The organism is Sideroxydans sp. CL21 (assembly GCF_902459525.1).
Classification (GTDB): domain Bacteria; phylum Pseudomonadota; class Gammaproteobacteria; order Burkholderiales; family Gallionellaceae; genus Sideroxyarcus.
In genome coordinates this window covers 1,644,615-1,659,815 of record NZ_LR699166.1, presented here as the reverse complement: position 1 = coordinate 1,659,815, position 15,201 = coordinate 1,644,615, and the positions used below count along the sequence as shown (strand labels likewise).

The window sequence follows — 15,201 nt, the reverse complement described above, 5'->3', positions numbered from 1 at the left end:
TGACCTTCAGCTTTAAGGCTGGTATTTCAATCCATGACAAAGGAAGGCTTGAGCAAAATCAGATCATAGTGTTGCGCAAGATAACCTATCGCATATACGGGAAACTTTAAAGCCACGCCGCCCCACGCACCCCGCTTGAATCACCGAACCTGTTCTTCACCAGCCTTGTATCCACCCGATCTGAGAACACCCAGTTGCCCCATATCCTGGGTACATTCGTATACAACCGTTCGATGTTGGACATGCCGCCACCCAGCACGATGACATCCGGATCGAGGATGTTGATAACGTGCGCGAGGGATCGTGCGAGGCGGTTCTCATAGGTTTGCAGGCTGTGTTCGCTGGCGGCATCACCCTGCTTCGCACGCGCCACGATCTCTTCGGTACTTAGCGACACGCCTGTCTCGCGCCGATGCAGCTGCATCATGCCCGGCCCGGACAGGAAGGTTTCGGTGCAGCCCTGCCTGCCGCAATAGCATTGCGGGCCGGGGAGTTCGTTCGCTTCCGGCCACGGCAACGGGTTGTGACCCCACTCGCCCGCGATGCCGTTGGGACCGGTGAGGACATGGCCGTTGACCACGATACCCGCACCGACACCGGTGCCGAGGATGACGCCGAACACGACTTCCAAACCCGCCGCGGCACCATCAGTCGCTTCGGAAAGCGCAAAACAGTTGGCGTCGTTGGCGATCGCAACCTTGCGCTGCAGCAAGGCTTCAAGGTCTTGCAGGATGGGCTGGCCATTGAGTGCCATCGAGTTGGAATTCTTGAGGAAGCCAGTCGCCTTGGAAAGAGCACCGGGCGTGCCGATGCCGAGCGAGCCCTGCTGTCCCAGTTCCGTTTCGGCGTCGTGAACCAGCGCCGCGATGGTCTGCAATGTCGCGGCGTAATTTCCACTTGGCGTGGGCACACGGCGGCGCAGCAATTCTTTGCCGCTGTCATCGAGCACGATGATCTCGATCTTGGTGCCGCCGAGGTCGATGCCCATTCTCATGATGCATTGCCGATCATGTTCTTCAGTTTTCTACGGGAATGCCAACGTGCGGAATTCTACTTTAGACATACTACGGCGCGATGCAGGCGATAGCACGATTATTACTAGATGGCGTTTCAATATGGAACTTCCAGCGCCTCACAGAGAAACGCCATGAAAGGCACGCTGGCCGAAAATCTTTTCCCGGCCAGCTTGACCAGACCTGGTCCGGTGGTCTCTGGAATGGACAAAGGGGCGATGGCAACGAAGTCTTTGCGCTTCAGGTCCTCTATTGCAGGATGACTTGCATCGTAGCCGCGCGGTGGCCGCGTCAGGCTGTCGCCCCAAAGCTCCCATTGCGCAACAAACTTCTTATCGCTCCTTGCAGCAAACCATTTTTCGGGCTTCTGTGCGATGAGATCGCGTATTTTTCCCAGCGCATCGGACTCCGGATGCCAGCAGCCGACAGCGAAGAAGCATTCGTCCGTTGCAATATGCACATAGAAGCCCGGCGCATGGATATCCTTGCCCAGCGCGTGACGGAACTGGATGCCGATGTTGGTCTTGTACGGCGTCTTGTCGCGGGAGAATCGGGTATCGCGAAACACGCGCATCAGCGAGCCCCCCATCTTGCGCGGTTCGGCGCGAAAATTCGGGGCGAAGGTTGCCAGCACCGGGTCCATCGCCTCGATAAAATCCAGAGCAGGTTCACGCACCAGTGCTTCATAGCGCGGTTTGTTGGCCTCGAACCATGCCCTGTTGTTATTGACAGAAAGCTCGTCGAGGAAATTGAAAGTGGCTTTTGTGAACATGCATTGAATTGTATTTCAATATGTCGTCTTGCCAAAACACACTTTTGGACTGGGAAAATTGAAGATACGCAAGGTTTTCATCAAATCACTCATTCAATAAATCAAGCACTTGGATTTACCCGCACTTGTCCCGCGATTAACGTGAAAACCACGTTAACGGCATCGCAGGTATAATTCTCACCCCCAGTTTACCAACCTCAAGGAAAAAGCCGTGTCACTCTCCAAACGCGTACAAGCCATCAAGCCCTCTCCCACTCTTGCCGTGACTGCCCGAGCGGCAAAACTGAAAGCCGAAGGCAAGGACATCATCGGTCTGGGCGCGGGTGAACCGGATTTCGATACGCCGCAACACATCAAGGACGCAGCCATAGGCGCGATCAACAAGGGCTTTACCAAGTACACCGCTGTCGGCGGCACACCGTCACTCAAGGCAGCAATCATCGCCAAGTTCAAGCGCGATAACGGCCTGGACTACACCGCGAAACAAATTCTGGTCTCCTGCGGCGGCAAGCAAAGTTTCTTCAATCTCGCACTCGCCTACATTAATCCCGGCGATGAGGTGATCATTCCCGCGCCGTACTGGGTGTCCTATCCCGATATCGTGCTGATCGCGGAAGGCAAACCGGTGATCGTGGAAGCCGGCATCGAGCAGGGCTTCAAAATGACCCCTGCCCAACTGGAAAAGGCAATCACACCGAAGTCCAGAATGGTTGTGATCAACAGCCCGAGCAACCCGTCCGGCGCGGTCTACACACTGGAAGATCTGAAATCCCTGGGTGAAGTGCTGCGCAAGCATCCAAACATCCTGATTGCCACCGACGACATGTATGAACATATCGCGCTGACCGATGCGAAATTCGTCAACATCCTGGACGCTTGCCCAGACCTGTATCCGCGCACCATGGTGTTGAACGGCGTATCCAAAGCCTACGCGATGACCGGATGGCGCATCGGCTATGCGGCCGGCCCGGAAAACATCATTACCGCGATGGAAAACGTGCAATCGCAGAGCACCTCCAACCCGACTTCCATTTCGCAAGTAGCCGCCGAGGCCGCGCTGAACGGCGACCAGGGCTGCATCACGCCGATGCTCAAGGCTTTCCGCGAGCGCCATGTGTTCGTGGTGAACACGCTGAACAAGATTCCGGGATTGAGCTGCCTCATGGCGGGCGGCGCGTTCTATGCCTTCCCTGACGCACGCAAGGCCATCGCCGCGCTGCACAAGAAGGGAACCATCAAGGAAGCGACCGACATCGCCTTCTCCGAGTATCTGCTGGTGGAAGCAGGCGTGGCTGTAGTGCCGGGATCTGCATTCGGCAGTGAGGGTTACATCCGCCTGTCTTTTGCGACTTCGATGGAAAACCTGCAAAAAGCACTGGAGCGCATGGCTAAAGCCTTGTCATGACCGCATGATAATCAAGCAGCAAGAGGCGGTTGCCGCCGAAGTTTTCGCTGCCCTGGAAAAAGGTCGGTTGGAACTGCCTACGCTGCCCGAAATGGCGTTGAAAATCCGCGAGGCGATCGACGACCCCAATGTCTCGGCAGAAAATCTCGTCCGCCTGCTTACCACCGATCCGTCCATATCCGCACAAATAATCAAAACGGCGAATAGCGCGGCTTTCTCGAACGGTAAGCAGGTGAACGATCTGAGGACGGCAATCTCTCGTTTGGGCTACCGCATGCTGCGCAACATGGTGATGCTCATCACCATGGGCAAGCTGTTCAAAGCGGGTAGCCCGATCATCAGCCAGGAACTGCAAAGACTGTGGGATCACAGCCGGGAGGTTGCCGCCAACAGCTACGTTCTGGCATTGCATCAAAAACATCTCAAGCCGGATCAGGCAATGCTGGCAGGCCTCGTGCATGATATCGGGGCATTACCGCTTTGCATTTATGCAGATCGCCATCACCCTCGCCTCGACAAAGTGACACTGGAGGGATTGGTCCGCCAATTTCATACCGAGGTCGGAGCCAGCTTGTTGGCAAACTGGCACTTTCCGTCCGAGCTTGTCGAGATCGTGTCCCAACACGAGAACCTGCAACGCACGACTGCGGACGGCTTGGCGGATTACATAGATGTGGTCGCGGTAGCCAACCTGATGATGCCGACGACAGCGAAATTCGTCGCATGGGAGAACGTGCACGCAACTAAAAGACTGGGCTATAGCACCACCCAGTGCCAGAATTTCCTGTCCACCCATGCCGAGCAAATCTCAGTAGTGCGTGAGATGCTGGGTTTCAGTGTGTCGCAAGCTCCAGCTTCACCCAGGGCGGCTCAAGAATCCATCAACACCGGAAGAACAGCCATCGCCATGCCCGAGGACAATCCGGACGGCACATCGAATATGCTGGCCGGTCTTTTCAAGTTATTCAAGTAAATCAGTACTCAACGCCCGGCACGCAGCTTCTGCTCGGCCAAATTACCATACAGGGTCAATTGATTGTTGCCCGAACGCAACTTGATCTCGGCGTTCAAGGTTCCGGAAAGCTGGTTGCTCGGTGACACGTCGAAAGAACCGTTTGCGCTCAGCATCCCCGAGATGATCTTCAATTGGCGGACATGGACAGTGTGCTTATCCAACTGAACCTGACCGATCATGTCGTCAAAATGGGTGCGCCCGCCAACCAGATTATCGCGACTCAACAAGCGCGCAGTCTCCACAATATCGACGTTGAGAATCCCCTTCTTCACGGTAAAAGTGCCATCCAGTTGCGGATCATCATCCATCTGTGAAACCTTTGCACCGGACATCGAGTACGTGGCGTCACCGTTCATCTCGCCCTCGATATGATATTTCGGGAACATCTTGTCCAGGTCGAATGTCTTGGCTTCAAGGCTGCCTTGCATGTGCCAGCCCTTGTTCCAGCTGAGCTTCCCGCTCCCAAGCAGAATGCCGTTGTATATGTGTGCATCCATTTCGGTGAAATTCACCTCGCCATCGCCAAGATCACCCTTGGCACTGAGGTCACTGAAAACAACATCCGGGAACACCGGCAGACTGCGCTCTTTAAGATTCACGCCCAGTTGCCAACGTCCTTGATTGGACTGCAAATCAATACCAATTTTGTCGTCTGCGCTATGCAGTGAAATCCGGTCCAAAACCCCTTGCGTATCAATCTCCGCAATACCGTCAAAGGTTGGCAACGCAACATCGTCAGAGATGATCTTCATGCGCCGCAATGTGAGGTGCCGTATCGGATAGTTCACATCGCTACCCAGCAGCTTGAAGTTTGCAGCCAGTTTGTCGAGCAGTCGTCCGTCAATGCTGACGTCATCCAGTTCGGCGTTACTGATCACCTTTACCTCAGCAGGCAGGGAAAGCAGATCAAAATTCAGCTCAACGGTTCCAATTTTTACTTCTTGTGCACTACCCAAAGTAACGTTCTGCAATTGCAGCTTGGGCGGTAACGAACTGGCACTCAATCCGCCAATATGGACAGGTTGCTTCAACTGGGCTGACAGGCGTTGCTCCAGGGGGGCGATGTATTCATTGAGCGGATAGACGTAGGGCAACACAATGATCGTCACTATTGCCAGAGTAACCAAGCCCAAAACGATCTTGCCCCACGGCAGTGGTTTTCTATGCTTTCGGCCAACAGTCGGCTTGGTCGCCTTGGCTTGCAGCAGCGCAACTTGCTGTACGGACTGTTCCAGTTCGAGTGCGGCTTGTGCTTTGGCACGTTGCTCGGCTTCAGCCCAAATCTTGGCCTGCTCTTCAGCCAGTGCCAGCTCTTCCGCTTGCCTCCGCGCATCCTCCTCTACCTTGCGACGTGCCGCCTCGGCTTCCTCTTTGAGGCGCGCCATCTCGGCAGCGGCGTTCTTCAATGAATCTTTTTCTGCCGACTCCTTCGTCTCGGCGGCAGCACTCTGGCCCGCATCAAGTGCGGCTTTCGTTTCGCTCTCGGTACTTGTTGGTGTTTCACGATGGGTTGCCAGCTTGACAACCTGATTTACCGGTTCGGATTCGGCAAGAAAGCTATCCAGATTGATCTCGAAAGCGGGAGCAATTGTTGATGTTCCTTCAGAACTTTTTGCTGGCACATCCTGTTCTGCGCTTATCGCAGCATATTTTGCATTTTCTTCCGCTTCGCGTTTTGCGGCGGCCTCGGCTTCCTGCTTCCTTGCCAGAAGGTCCGCTGCCGCTTCTGCTGCTGCTTTGGCTTCTGCTGCCGCTTTGACTTCCGCCGCTGCCTTAGCTTTAGCTTCTGCTGCTGCACGAGCTTTGTTTATAGCTTCTTGTTCCGTCTTGATGCGCGCGGCTTCTTCAGCTTTCAGTCTTGCGGCTTCAGCCTCACGCTGGGCCTTCTCCTCAGCTTCCTGCTTGATGCGAGCTTCGGCCAAAGCCTTTGCTTCTGCTTCGGCACGCGTCTTGGCTTCTGCCTCTGCACGAGCTTTGCTTATAGCTTCTTGTTCCGCCTTGATGCGCGCGGCTTCTTCAGCTTTCAGTCTTGCAGCTTCACGCTGGGCCTTTTCCTCAGCTTCCCGTTTGATGCGAGCTTCGGCCAAAGCTTTAGCTTCCGCTTCGGCACGAGCTTTGGCTGCTGCCAACTCTGCCTTTACACGAGCCGCTTCAGCCTCTGCTTTTAATCTTGCTGCTTCAGCCTCACGCCTTGCTTTTTCCTCGACTTCCTGTCTGATGCGAGCTTCGGCCAATGCCTTTGCTTCCGCTTCGGCACGAGCTTTGGCTGCTGCCAATTCTGCCTTTACACGAACCGCCTCAGCTTCTGCTTTCAACCTTGCAGCTTCAGCCTCAGCCTTGGCTTTTGCAGCCGCATCAAGTTCTGCCTTGACGCGCGCAGCCTCCTCTTCAATCTTCAAACGTGCTATATCAGCTTCACGCCTGATTTTATCTTCGCGCTCTTGTTGGGCACGTGCAGCTGCTTCAATTTCCGCACGTACTCGCGCCTCTGTTTCAGCTTTTGCTCGCGCAGCAGCTTCTTGTGCTGCCTTTACACGCGCAGCTTCATGCATGGCTTGCAATCTTTGTGCAGCTTCCTGTTTGGCTTTTGCCTCGGCTTCCGCCCGGATCAAAGCCTCTTGTTTGGCCTTGGCTTCAGCCTCCGCCCTGGCTCGTGCAGCGATCTCGGCCTCCAGTTTGGCTTTGGCCTGGGCTTTGGCTGCTGCTTCCGTGTTGGCCCGTTCTTTGGCTGCTGCAACGCTGGCTTCCAGTTCGGCACGGGCTACTGCCTGCGCCTTCTGTTTGGCCGCCAAGTCGGTACGTGCTTTTTCGGCCGCCTCTGCTTCCTGCTTAGCCGCAATTGCATCGGCATCTGGTGAACGCGCCGCGTTCATTCCGCTAAAGTCCAGATCTTCTGTTGCAGGTTGTGCTGCCGGCTTGGGAATGAACATTCCGGCAGGCTTCGGGCTGAACATTTTCAGCGGGTTGAATTTAGGCTTTGCAATTTTCGACTCTATATTGGGCCGATCTTTGTCAACAATATACCCACCCGCTAACAGCTCGCCCAGAATCTCATTCCAGCTCTCGCGCAAACTCGGAGGAGCGCGCTTGGCCAATTCATCGGCTTTGGATTTATTGTCGATGAGAGACAAGATTCGCTTGAGATCGCTCGAGAGATTGGTTGCTTCGTTCTCGCCCTTGTCAGTTTTAATATAGATTGTTTTCTTATCCATAATCCACGTAGATTTTGTTTTTATCGATCACCCATCTTTAAAATGTGTGACCAGGCGTGAAAAAAACGTTGTATTTCTCTCTCAAGACGTTTCTCATGTTGACCAAAACGCTCGCAGTCATTAGTATAGCGCCCTCATCAATTCCCTGATAGCTCAGTCGGTAGAGCGACGGACTGTTAATCCGCAGGTCCCTGGTTCGAGTCCAGGTCGGGGAGCCAGATAAATAAAGGCCTGCAGCGATGCAGGTCTTTTTTATTCACATTTTTTTGACGCAGCCTTGTACGGTATTAGTAGCTCCGAAATTGCGATGACTCTCGCTGGCACCACGAAAGCCACCCAATTCATACGCTGATTGGACTATATAATGATCCTCAGTGCGGCGACCTTGATTGGTTTCTCAGTGCAAGTATGCTAGCTTAAAAAATCAGGCGAGGAGGACTCATGCGAAAGAAACGATCATCCGTAATGCGAAGCCTGCGTTTGCTCATTTGCCTGCTTGTAACTGTACCCGCCTTCGCTATGGCGTGGGATATGCAAGGTACAAAGACTATCACCGCCAACACACGTGACAATCAACACATCACACTGGGCACGGTTCGCTTTGAGCCGCAAAGCAATGGAACAGTGTCTTTTCTCATCACTATGGATCGGACACGTTTTTCGGACCACTTTCTTTCCATGAAAGAGTTCAAATGTATTGATGGTCCGCTAGAACTCGTCTGCTATGTGCCGTACCCTTACCCGCAGCCCGGTACCGTTACCACCAAAGACATGGCCTGGCTGGAGCACAGCTTGCTCTTTATGTACAAACTACCGAACGAATTTAGCGCCAAGCTTTGGAATGGGCTGTATTTTCACTTGGAGCATACTGAACATGGCCTGATAGGAAGGCCGCAGGCGATCGACCTCAACCTCATCAGTGCGCCCCCGGACAACCCCGAGGTGCCACCATTCAGCTCAGCACTCCGCGACGACATCGCGCCGGGGATGCGTTGGATCGAATCTCTCACGATCGAATAGCGCTGAAACCAAGCGAAAAGTTACTTCTCAAACCAAAAACATCGACCATTGCATGTGCAAACATGCGCCCATAAGTCTTGTTAGGTATCCGCGTGAATTTAGCTTTGTTGCAGGTCTTCTCTAGCCCTCTATCAGCGATGGCATCCATGAATCTCCGTGATGCAGTATGTTCGCTGACGTACAGAATCGCTCCCCGCGCTTTCGTAAAATCAAATCATGCGCTATACAAGGGATTCCGGTACGCACCAAATGGCCACTATCTCCATCTTTTGCTGCGCTACTACTGCTCCAGCGGGCAAGTGTCACGAACTTTCATCTCTTAACTGCATATGAGTGAAAACAGAAATCCATCCAATAACACTGACGCGGCGATCCTTCCCGCACACGATTCGCGCAAGCTTGCCCAGACGACGGCAATCGAGTTGTCTGAAGAACCCGAAAATAATGACCTGCTCGGTCAAATGCGCCTCCTATTGCGGCTGTTACTGGAGAGCGCTCTCGTCACTCAACCGGAACTGGAAGACGAGGTGCGACTGCTCCTGGCGCAAGTCCGCGACACCAGCGACATCGAATTCCAAAATAATCTGCTCAAACGGCTACACCAGTTTTGGCTCAAGCTAACCACGCGCGGTGGCGACCAAGTCAAGACACAGGAAGGTCTGGTGCGCTTGTTGCGCGCACTGGTGGATAATGTCAGCGAGATGGTGGAAGACGATAAATGGCTGCATGGACAGATTGCTGTGTTAAGAACAATCGTCTCCAACCCTCTGAACAAACATTCCATTGCCGATGCCGAGCGCACCTTGCGCAATACGGTTATCAAACAGCAAACACTCAAGCAAAGCCTGACCGAAGCCAAGACATTGTTGAAAAGCATGATGGCCACCTTTATCGAGCGAATGGGCGAGCTGACTACCAGCACAGGTGAATATCACGGCAAGATAGCGGATTACAGTGACAGGATCGGCAAGACCGACAATATGGCAGAGCTCAGTCATATTCTGAAAAATGTGATGCACGACACGAGTGCCATACAAGCCAGCACCTTGCATACTCACGATGAATTGCTCAGCCACAAGAAACAAGCTGACGATGCCGATGCCCGCGTGAAGAAACTCGAGGTCGAACTGGAGCAGGTCAGCGAACTGGTGCGGGAAGACCAGCTCACCGGCGCGCTCAACCGGCGCGGACTGGACGAAACCGTGGACCGCGAGATCAAACGTGCCGAGCGCAGTAAAACGGCTCTTAGCTTAGCGATGCTCGATATTGACAACTTCAAGCAATTGAACGATATGCTCGGGCACCAGGCAGGCGACCACGCACTTGTCCACCTGATTCAGATTGTCAAAGAAACGCTGCGGCCTTCCGATTCAGTGGGGCGCTATGGCGGCGAAGAATTCATCATCATTATGCCGAATACTTACAGGGACGACGGGGTCGGTGTAATGCAGCGACTGCAACGTAATCTGACCAAGAATCTGTTCATGCACAACAACGACCGGGTATTGGTGACCTTCAGCGCCGGAGTCGCGCTGCACGGAGCGAACGAAGATGTGGATGAGATCATCGGTCGTGCGGATAAAGCCATGTACAAAGCCAAGAAAGGCGGAAAAAATCGCGTGGAAGCTGCCGATTGAAACAAGACCGCGAAGTGGAATTACTTAGATCACTCAGTAGTCTATACAACAGCCAGCCCCCTTCTGATCTATTTTCTGTCGCCTTGTACCTGTGGCTGATGACGATCAGGCAACCTGGAGAGATAGTCGGCGACGGCTTCCATGTCGTTGGTAGAGATATCACGCAGCGTTACAACCATATCAGGGTGAGAGTTACCTCGCGCACCGGTTCTGATAAGTTCCATTTCTCTCAACAGGTAGCTGTAATGTTGAGCAGCCAACGCAGGATATAGCTTTTCGCCGCTGCCTTCGCCGCGACTGCCATGACACTTGACGCACCCTCTTTGGTTATAAATTGACTCGCCCAGACCCACCTGATCTCCCGGTCCCTTGCCGTTTTCCTTTACGGTGGTCAGCGTAGACAGATAAGTGGCAATATTTGCGATATCATCAACTGAGACAGCATCAGGCGAAATGAACGGTTCCATCTTCGGATTGAGTCGCGTGCCTGCACGGATGTCGGTCAACTGCTTGATAATTACCGAAGCGTATTGCCCGGTCAGCCTTGGGTAAGAACCATCAACGCGGCCGAATGCGTCCTGCTTGTGGCAACCGCGGCAACCGCGGAATGCTTCCTTCCCGCGTTCAGCGTCTCCTGTCTTGCTCAGTATTTCAGCCCGTTCCGGAGTCAACTTGTTCCAAACGTAGCCTTTGGAACCAATTGTAGCCGGGGCGGAAATATCTGCAGCAAAAGCCTGGTATGCCGGCAAAAATACTAATGCGATTATCCAAAATGTCCTCATTGGTTATTCTCCCTTCAAACTGGTGATATATTCAGCCGCGGCTTTCATATCCTGCTCGGTCATGCGCATGGTTATGGCACGCATCACTTTACGGGGATCATTGTTGCGAACTGCGTTCTTGAAATTGTTCATCTGGGTAATCAGATAGACTGTGTGCTGGCCTGCCAAGCGTGGAAACTTATCCGTACCTTCGCCCTTTTCACCATGACAACCGGAGCAGGCTGGCACCGCGCTGCTCACGATACCATCGTCATATATCTGCTGGCCTTGCGCAGCAAGTTGCTGATCTGTGACAATTCCCACCGAGCGCTTCTGCTTGCTGAAGTATGACGCCAGCAATCCAATATCTTTGTCCGGAATTTGATTCGCCATCGGCCCCATGATTTCGCTGACACGCTTGTCATTCTTGAAGTCCTTTATTTGCTTTGCAATGTATACCGCATCAAGTCCTGCGAGCTTCGGAAACTCCGGGGTTACGCTGTTGCCGTCCTCATTGTGGCACCCGGTACATAACGCATTGGGTTCTCCCTCCGCCTGTACCGCAAGCGGCAATATTATGGATACCATAAACACAAGCATCACAGAGAAAAACGATTGTTTCTGATGCTCTGGACGGCGGTATCTGAAACTGCCCGCTTTGTTTTGTCCGTATTGAGTCATTTATTGCTCCCTTTTGATTATCGACTAATCACCACAACGGTCCGACGCTCTTCCGATTCCTCAGTCATCTTTTAAAGACCGCACTTGAACTTATTCTATACAGTGCATCTGTTTGTTAACTGACTTACGCCTACGAATTCTGACAAATGCTGACATCCTGAATTGATAAACAGGGCTTATTGATTTTTTGGATTTTCAATCAACAATATGCATGCCATTCAACTGCCACATTGTTTTGAAGCCAGATCAGTCACCCGTTAAGCGTTGAACCATTTGCAGATATAATCAGAAATCTTCATACCAAGCATTTGCGGGGAATCAGCATGGGATTTTTGGCTAATAAGCGCATCCTTGTCACAGGAATGATCAGCAACCGTTCAATTGCCTACGGTGTAGCTCAAGCCATGTATCGGCAAGGTGCGCAGCTTGCCTTTACCTATCAGGGTGAACGCTTTAAAGACCGCGTAATGGGATTAGCCAAAGAATTTGGAAGTGAATTGGTATTTCCCTGCGACGTTTCTTCAGATGCCGAAATCGAACAACTCTTCATTAATCTTGCAGGACACTGGCCTAAATTCGATGGCTTCGTCCATGCCATCGCATACGCACCGCGCGAGGCGCTGGACGGAGAATTTCTCGACGGATTCAGCCGCGAAGCTTTCCGCATTGCTCACGATATCAGCGCCTACAGCTTTCCAGCCATGGCCAAAGCGGCATTGCCCAATTTGAGCGACAAGGCCGCGTTACTAACCATGAGCTATCTCGGCGCCGTACGAACAATGCCGCACTACAACGTGATGGGCATGGCCAAGGCTAGTCTCGAGGCCAGTGTGCGTTATCTGGCCATGGAACTGGGACGCAAAGGCATTCGCGCCAACGGCATCTCTGCCGGCCCGATCAAGACTCTGGCTGCAGCCGGCATCGGCGACTTCAACAAATTACTTGCTTATAACGCGAAGCATGCACCGCTCAAACGCAACATCACTGTTGAGGAAGTCGGCAATGTGGCAGCTTTCTTGTGCAGCGATCTGGCCAGCGGTATTACTGGCGAAATCACTTATGTTGACGGCGGTTTCAATACAACGTCACTTGGCTCAACAGAGGCTTGATCATTGGCGCATAAAAAACGCCGCTCATTGAGCGGCGTTTTTTAGATTGATTCGTTTACTTCTTGTCTTCCTGTGCAAAGCCCTTGATTGAGATATTTGCACGCTTCTTGACGTCTGCCACATAGGCCATCAGCAAAGCCTCACCTGTGAGTTGGCGGATCTGTTGTTCATAGCGTGTCAGCTTGTTTTCATCAATTGACGCATCATCTTTCACTGCATCTATACGCGCCAACACATAGCCATTCGCATTGTATACTCCCACATAAGCAGGCAATTTACTGACGTCTGCACGGAACACGGCTTGCAATAACGCGGGATCGATCCCCGAGCGTTGATTACGCATTGTCACTTCTGCTGTCTTCCAGGCCACATTTGCTTTCTCACCGTGCTGCAATTGCTCCAGCAGTTTTTGGCCTTGCTGTGTTGCCAATTCCGATGCCTGCAAACGCTGCAACTGCTGCTGGATGCTAGCCGAGACTTCGGCTAATGGACGTTCGCTTGCAGGCTTGTATTCAATCACGCGTGCAGCCAACAGCGTGTTTGGAGCAACTTCCAGTGCCGCGGTGTTGCGCTTATTTTTCAATGCATCTTCCGAGAAGACCGCCTGTAATGCTTTCTCCGTCCATATCCCTGCGGGAACCTGTCCCTTGCTCAGCCACACGCCCTGCTGCACCGAAGTTTTTGCGAGTTCTGCAGCCGGCTTCAGGCTATCGCTTTGCTCATATACGGTGTTGTTGAATTTTTCCGCCAGTTCGGCGAATTTATCGCTTGCATGTTGCAATTTCAAGCGCTGCGCAATCATGCCCTTCACTTCGTTCAATGCCTGCATCTTCGCCGGCTTTATCGCTAGCAACTTGATGATGTGATAGCCGAAATCTGTCTGCACCAAACCGCTTACTTCCCCCACTTTAAGGCTGAACACACTGTCTTCGAAGGGCTTGACCATCGCACCCCTTCCGAACATACCCAGATCGCCCCCGTTGGCTGCCGACCCGGGGTCTTGGGAATACTGTTTAGCTAATGCTGCAAACTGGGATGGGGACTGCCTGACCAGTTGCAATACCTTCTCGGCCTTCGCCTGTGCTGCCTGCTTCTCAGCGTCGGTAGCCTGCTTCGCGACAGTAATCAGAATATGCGCAGCCTGGCGTTGTTCCTGCGTTCCGAATTCAGCCTGGTGATCCGTGTAATATTGTTTGATCTCATCGTCATTGGCTGTCATTTGCGATGACAACGAGTCGGCAGAAAGCACCACATACTCGACTTTGGCGCGTTCGGGCAACTGAAATTCTTGCGCGTTTTTGCTGTAATAGTCACTAACGGCGCTGTCAGACACTTTCACTTGTTTGGTGAATGTAGCCGCATCAAGATTCGCCACGGCCACAATACGTTTCTGCTCATTCAAACGAATCAAATTCTCGGCCACAACTTTGGCTGCATAGCCGTTTTGGGTATAAGCTTCACTCAATTGTTGTACAAGCACCGCTTGGCGAATTTCCGCATCAAAACTTGCCGGGGTCTTACCTTTTTCCTTCAATACTGTTTCATATACTTGCCTGTCAAATTTTCCATCTTTCTGAAAGGCACCGATATTCACAATTATTTGCCCGATCTGCTCATTAGTGAGACTTAGACCTGCCTTGTTCGCCTCCATACCCATCAGATGCTGCGAAATCAAGCTATCCAGTATGGAGAATTTAATTTCCGGCTTATCAAAAAATGCGGGGTCAAAGTTTGATCCTGCCATTTCACGGAATCGTTGCTCCTGTTGATTCAGCGCATTATCGAATTCCTGCTGTCCGATCTTTTCTCCGTTCACGGTCGCCAGTGGAGCAGCTCCCCCGGATTTACGGTATGAGTCCACTCCCCAAAAAGCGAAGGGCAAAATGATCAGTGCCAATACAAACTGTACCAGCCGTTTCTTTTCCTGCACGAAATCGAACATAGCAACCTACCCGAAAGAACGGACGCCACTTCGGACATCCCATATGAAAAAAGGCGAACTTTCGTTCGCCTCTGTTTGGCGGAGTGGACGGGACTCGAACCCGCGACCCCCGGCGTGACAGGCCGGTATTCTAACCAACTGAACTACCACTCCAAAAACCTAAATAACAATTGGTGGGTGCTGACGGGATCGAACCGCCGACAATCGCCTTGTAAGGGCGGTGCTCTACCAGCTGAGCTAAGCACCCGACAAAGACGACTAGTTTACAGCATCCTTTAAACCTTTACCAGCGCGGAATTTCGGAACCTTAGCAGCCTTGATTTTAATTGTGGCGCCGGTGCGAGGATTGCGGCCATTTCGTGCGGCGCGTTTACCAACATAGAACGACCCAAAACCAACCAAACTTACGAGCTCCCCTTTTTTCAGGGATTTCTTGATGGATTCGATAGTCGCGTCCAATGCACGACCAGCAGCGGCCTTGGAAATGTCGGCGGATTTTGCAATTGCTTCGATCAGATCAGATTTATTACTCACGCGATTCCCCTTTGCTTGTTAGTTGAGAACACAGGAAAGCCCTGCAACGGCTTTATATCAAGGGTTTTTGAAAGGGTCAAGCAATTGCAAAACTTTTTTA

12 protein-coding genes and 3 tRNA genes are annotated in these 15,201 nt (G+C 52.4%); 6 read left to right on the top strand and 9 right to left on the bottom strand.

The features are described from left to right. Positions 1-106: 106 nt before the first annotated feature. Both QOY30_RS07710 and QOY30_RS07705 read right to left on the bottom strand, forming a co-directional pair. Positions 107-994 carry an ROK family protein gene (locus QOY30_RS07710; protein WP_283744048.1) on the bottom strand — a complete coding sequence of 296 codons (888 nt, stop codon included), beginning with the start codon at positions 992-994 and terminating at the stop codon, positions 107-109. A gap of 116 nt (positions 995-1,110) precedes the next feature. Beyond that, complete coding sequence (locus QOY30_RS07705) at positions 1,111-1,785, bottom strand: DUF2461 domain-containing protein (RefSeq protein WP_283744047.1); 675 nt, start codon at positions 1,783-1,785, stop codon at positions 1,111-1,113. A gap of 211 nt (positions 1,786-1,996) precedes the next feature. Here QOY30_RS07705 and QOY30_RS07700 point away from each other — a divergent pair, with 211 nt between their 5' ends. Beyond that, positions 1,997-3,190 (top strand): pyridoxal phosphate-dependent aminotransferase, encoded by a 1,194-nt coding sequence (locus tag QOY30_RS07700; RefSeq protein WP_283744046.1) that lies wholly within the window; start codon positions 1,997-1,999, stop codon positions 3,188-3,190. Between the two features lie 4 nt (positions 3,191-3,194). Next, complete coding sequence (locus tag QOY30_RS07695; protein WP_283744045.1) at positions 3,195-4,163, top strand: HDOD domain-containing protein; 969 nt, start codon at positions 3,195-3,197, stop codon at positions 4,161-4,163. 8 nt (positions 4,164-4,171) lie between these two features. Here QOY30_RS07695 and QOY30_RS07690 read toward each other — a convergent pair whose 3' ends face one another. Continuing rightward, positions 4,172-7,417, bottom strand: a complete 3,246-nt coding sequence (locus QOY30_RS07690; RefSeq protein WP_283744044.1) for an AsmA-like C-terminal region-containing protein — start codon at positions 7,415-7,417, stop codon at positions 4,172-4,174. A 142-nt stretch (positions 7,418-7,559) separates the two neighbouring features. Here QOY30_RS07690 and QOY30_RS07685 point away from each other — a divergent pair. The 3 genes from QOY30_RS07685 to QOY30_RS07675 all read left to right on the top strand — a co-directional run bounded on the left by QOY30_RS07685 (position 7,560) and on the right by QOY30_RS07675 (position 10,074). Beyond that, positions 7,560-7,635 (top strand) — tRNA-Asn (locus tag QOY30_RS07685). Positions 7,636-7,858: 223 nt separating this feature from the next. After that, the gene (locus tag QOY30_RS07680; RefSeq protein WP_283744043.1) at positions 7,859-8,437 is read left to right on the top strand and encodes a hypothetical protein; all 579 of its coding nucleotides are present in this window, start codon (positions 7,859-7,861) and stop codon (positions 8,435-8,437) included. A 329-nt stretch (positions 8,438-8,766) separates the two neighbouring features. Further along, complete coding sequence (locus QOY30_RS07675) at positions 8,767-10,074, top strand: GGDEF domain-containing protein (RefSeq protein WP_283744042.1); 1,308 nt, start codon at positions 8,767-8,769, stop codon at positions 10,072-10,074. Between the two features lie 68 nt (positions 10,075-10,142). Here the strand turns inward: QOY30_RS07675 and QOY30_RS07670 are convergent, their stop codons facing one another. Together QOY30_RS07670 and QOY30_RS07665 are read right to left on the bottom strand one after the other, a co-directional pair. Then, positions 10,143-10,856: a c-type cytochrome gene (locus QOY30_RS07670; protein WP_283744041.1), complete on the bottom strand. Its 714-nt coding sequence runs from the start codon at positions 10,854-10,856 to the stop codon at positions 10,143-10,145. A gap of 3 nt (positions 10,857-10,859) precedes the next feature. Next, a complete protein-coding gene (locus tag QOY30_RS07665; RefSeq protein ID WP_283744040.1) occupies positions 10,860-11,516 on the bottom strand; it encodes a c-type cytochrome in 657 nt (218 codons plus the stop codon). A 323-nt stretch (positions 11,517-11,839) separates the two neighbouring features. On the opposite strand from QOY30_RS07665, the gene fabI reads away from it, so the two are divergent. After that, on the top strand, positions 11,840-12,625 hold the full coding sequence (fabI, locus tag QOY30_RS07660; RefSeq protein ID WP_283744039.1) for an enoyl-ACP reductase FabI: 786 nt from the start codon (positions 11,840-11,842) through the stop codon (positions 12,623-12,625). Between the two features lie 55 nt (positions 12,626-12,680). Here fabI and QOY30_RS07655 read toward each other — a convergent pair whose 3' ends face one another. From QOY30_RS07655 to QOY30_RS07640, 4 genes are all read right to left on the bottom strand, one after another. Further along, on the bottom strand, positions 12,681-14,567 hold the full coding sequence (locus QOY30_RS07655) for a SurA N-terminal domain-containing protein (protein WP_283744038.1): 1,887 nt from the start codon (positions 14,565-14,567) through the stop codon (positions 12,681-12,683). Positions 14,568-14,643: 76 nt separating this feature from the next. Next, a tRNA-Asp gene (locus QOY30_RS07650) sits at positions 14,644-14,720 on the bottom strand. An 18-nt stretch (positions 14,721-14,738) separates the two neighbouring features. Then, a tRNA-Val gene (locus QOY30_RS07645) sits at positions 14,739-14,814 on the bottom strand. Between the two features lie 11 nt (positions 14,815-14,825). Then, complete coding sequence (locus tag QOY30_RS07640; RefSeq protein WP_283744037.1) at positions 14,826-15,101, bottom strand: HU family DNA-binding protein; 276 nt, start codon at positions 15,099-15,101, stop codon at positions 14,826-14,828. Positions 15,102-15,201 lie beyond the last annotated feature (100 nt).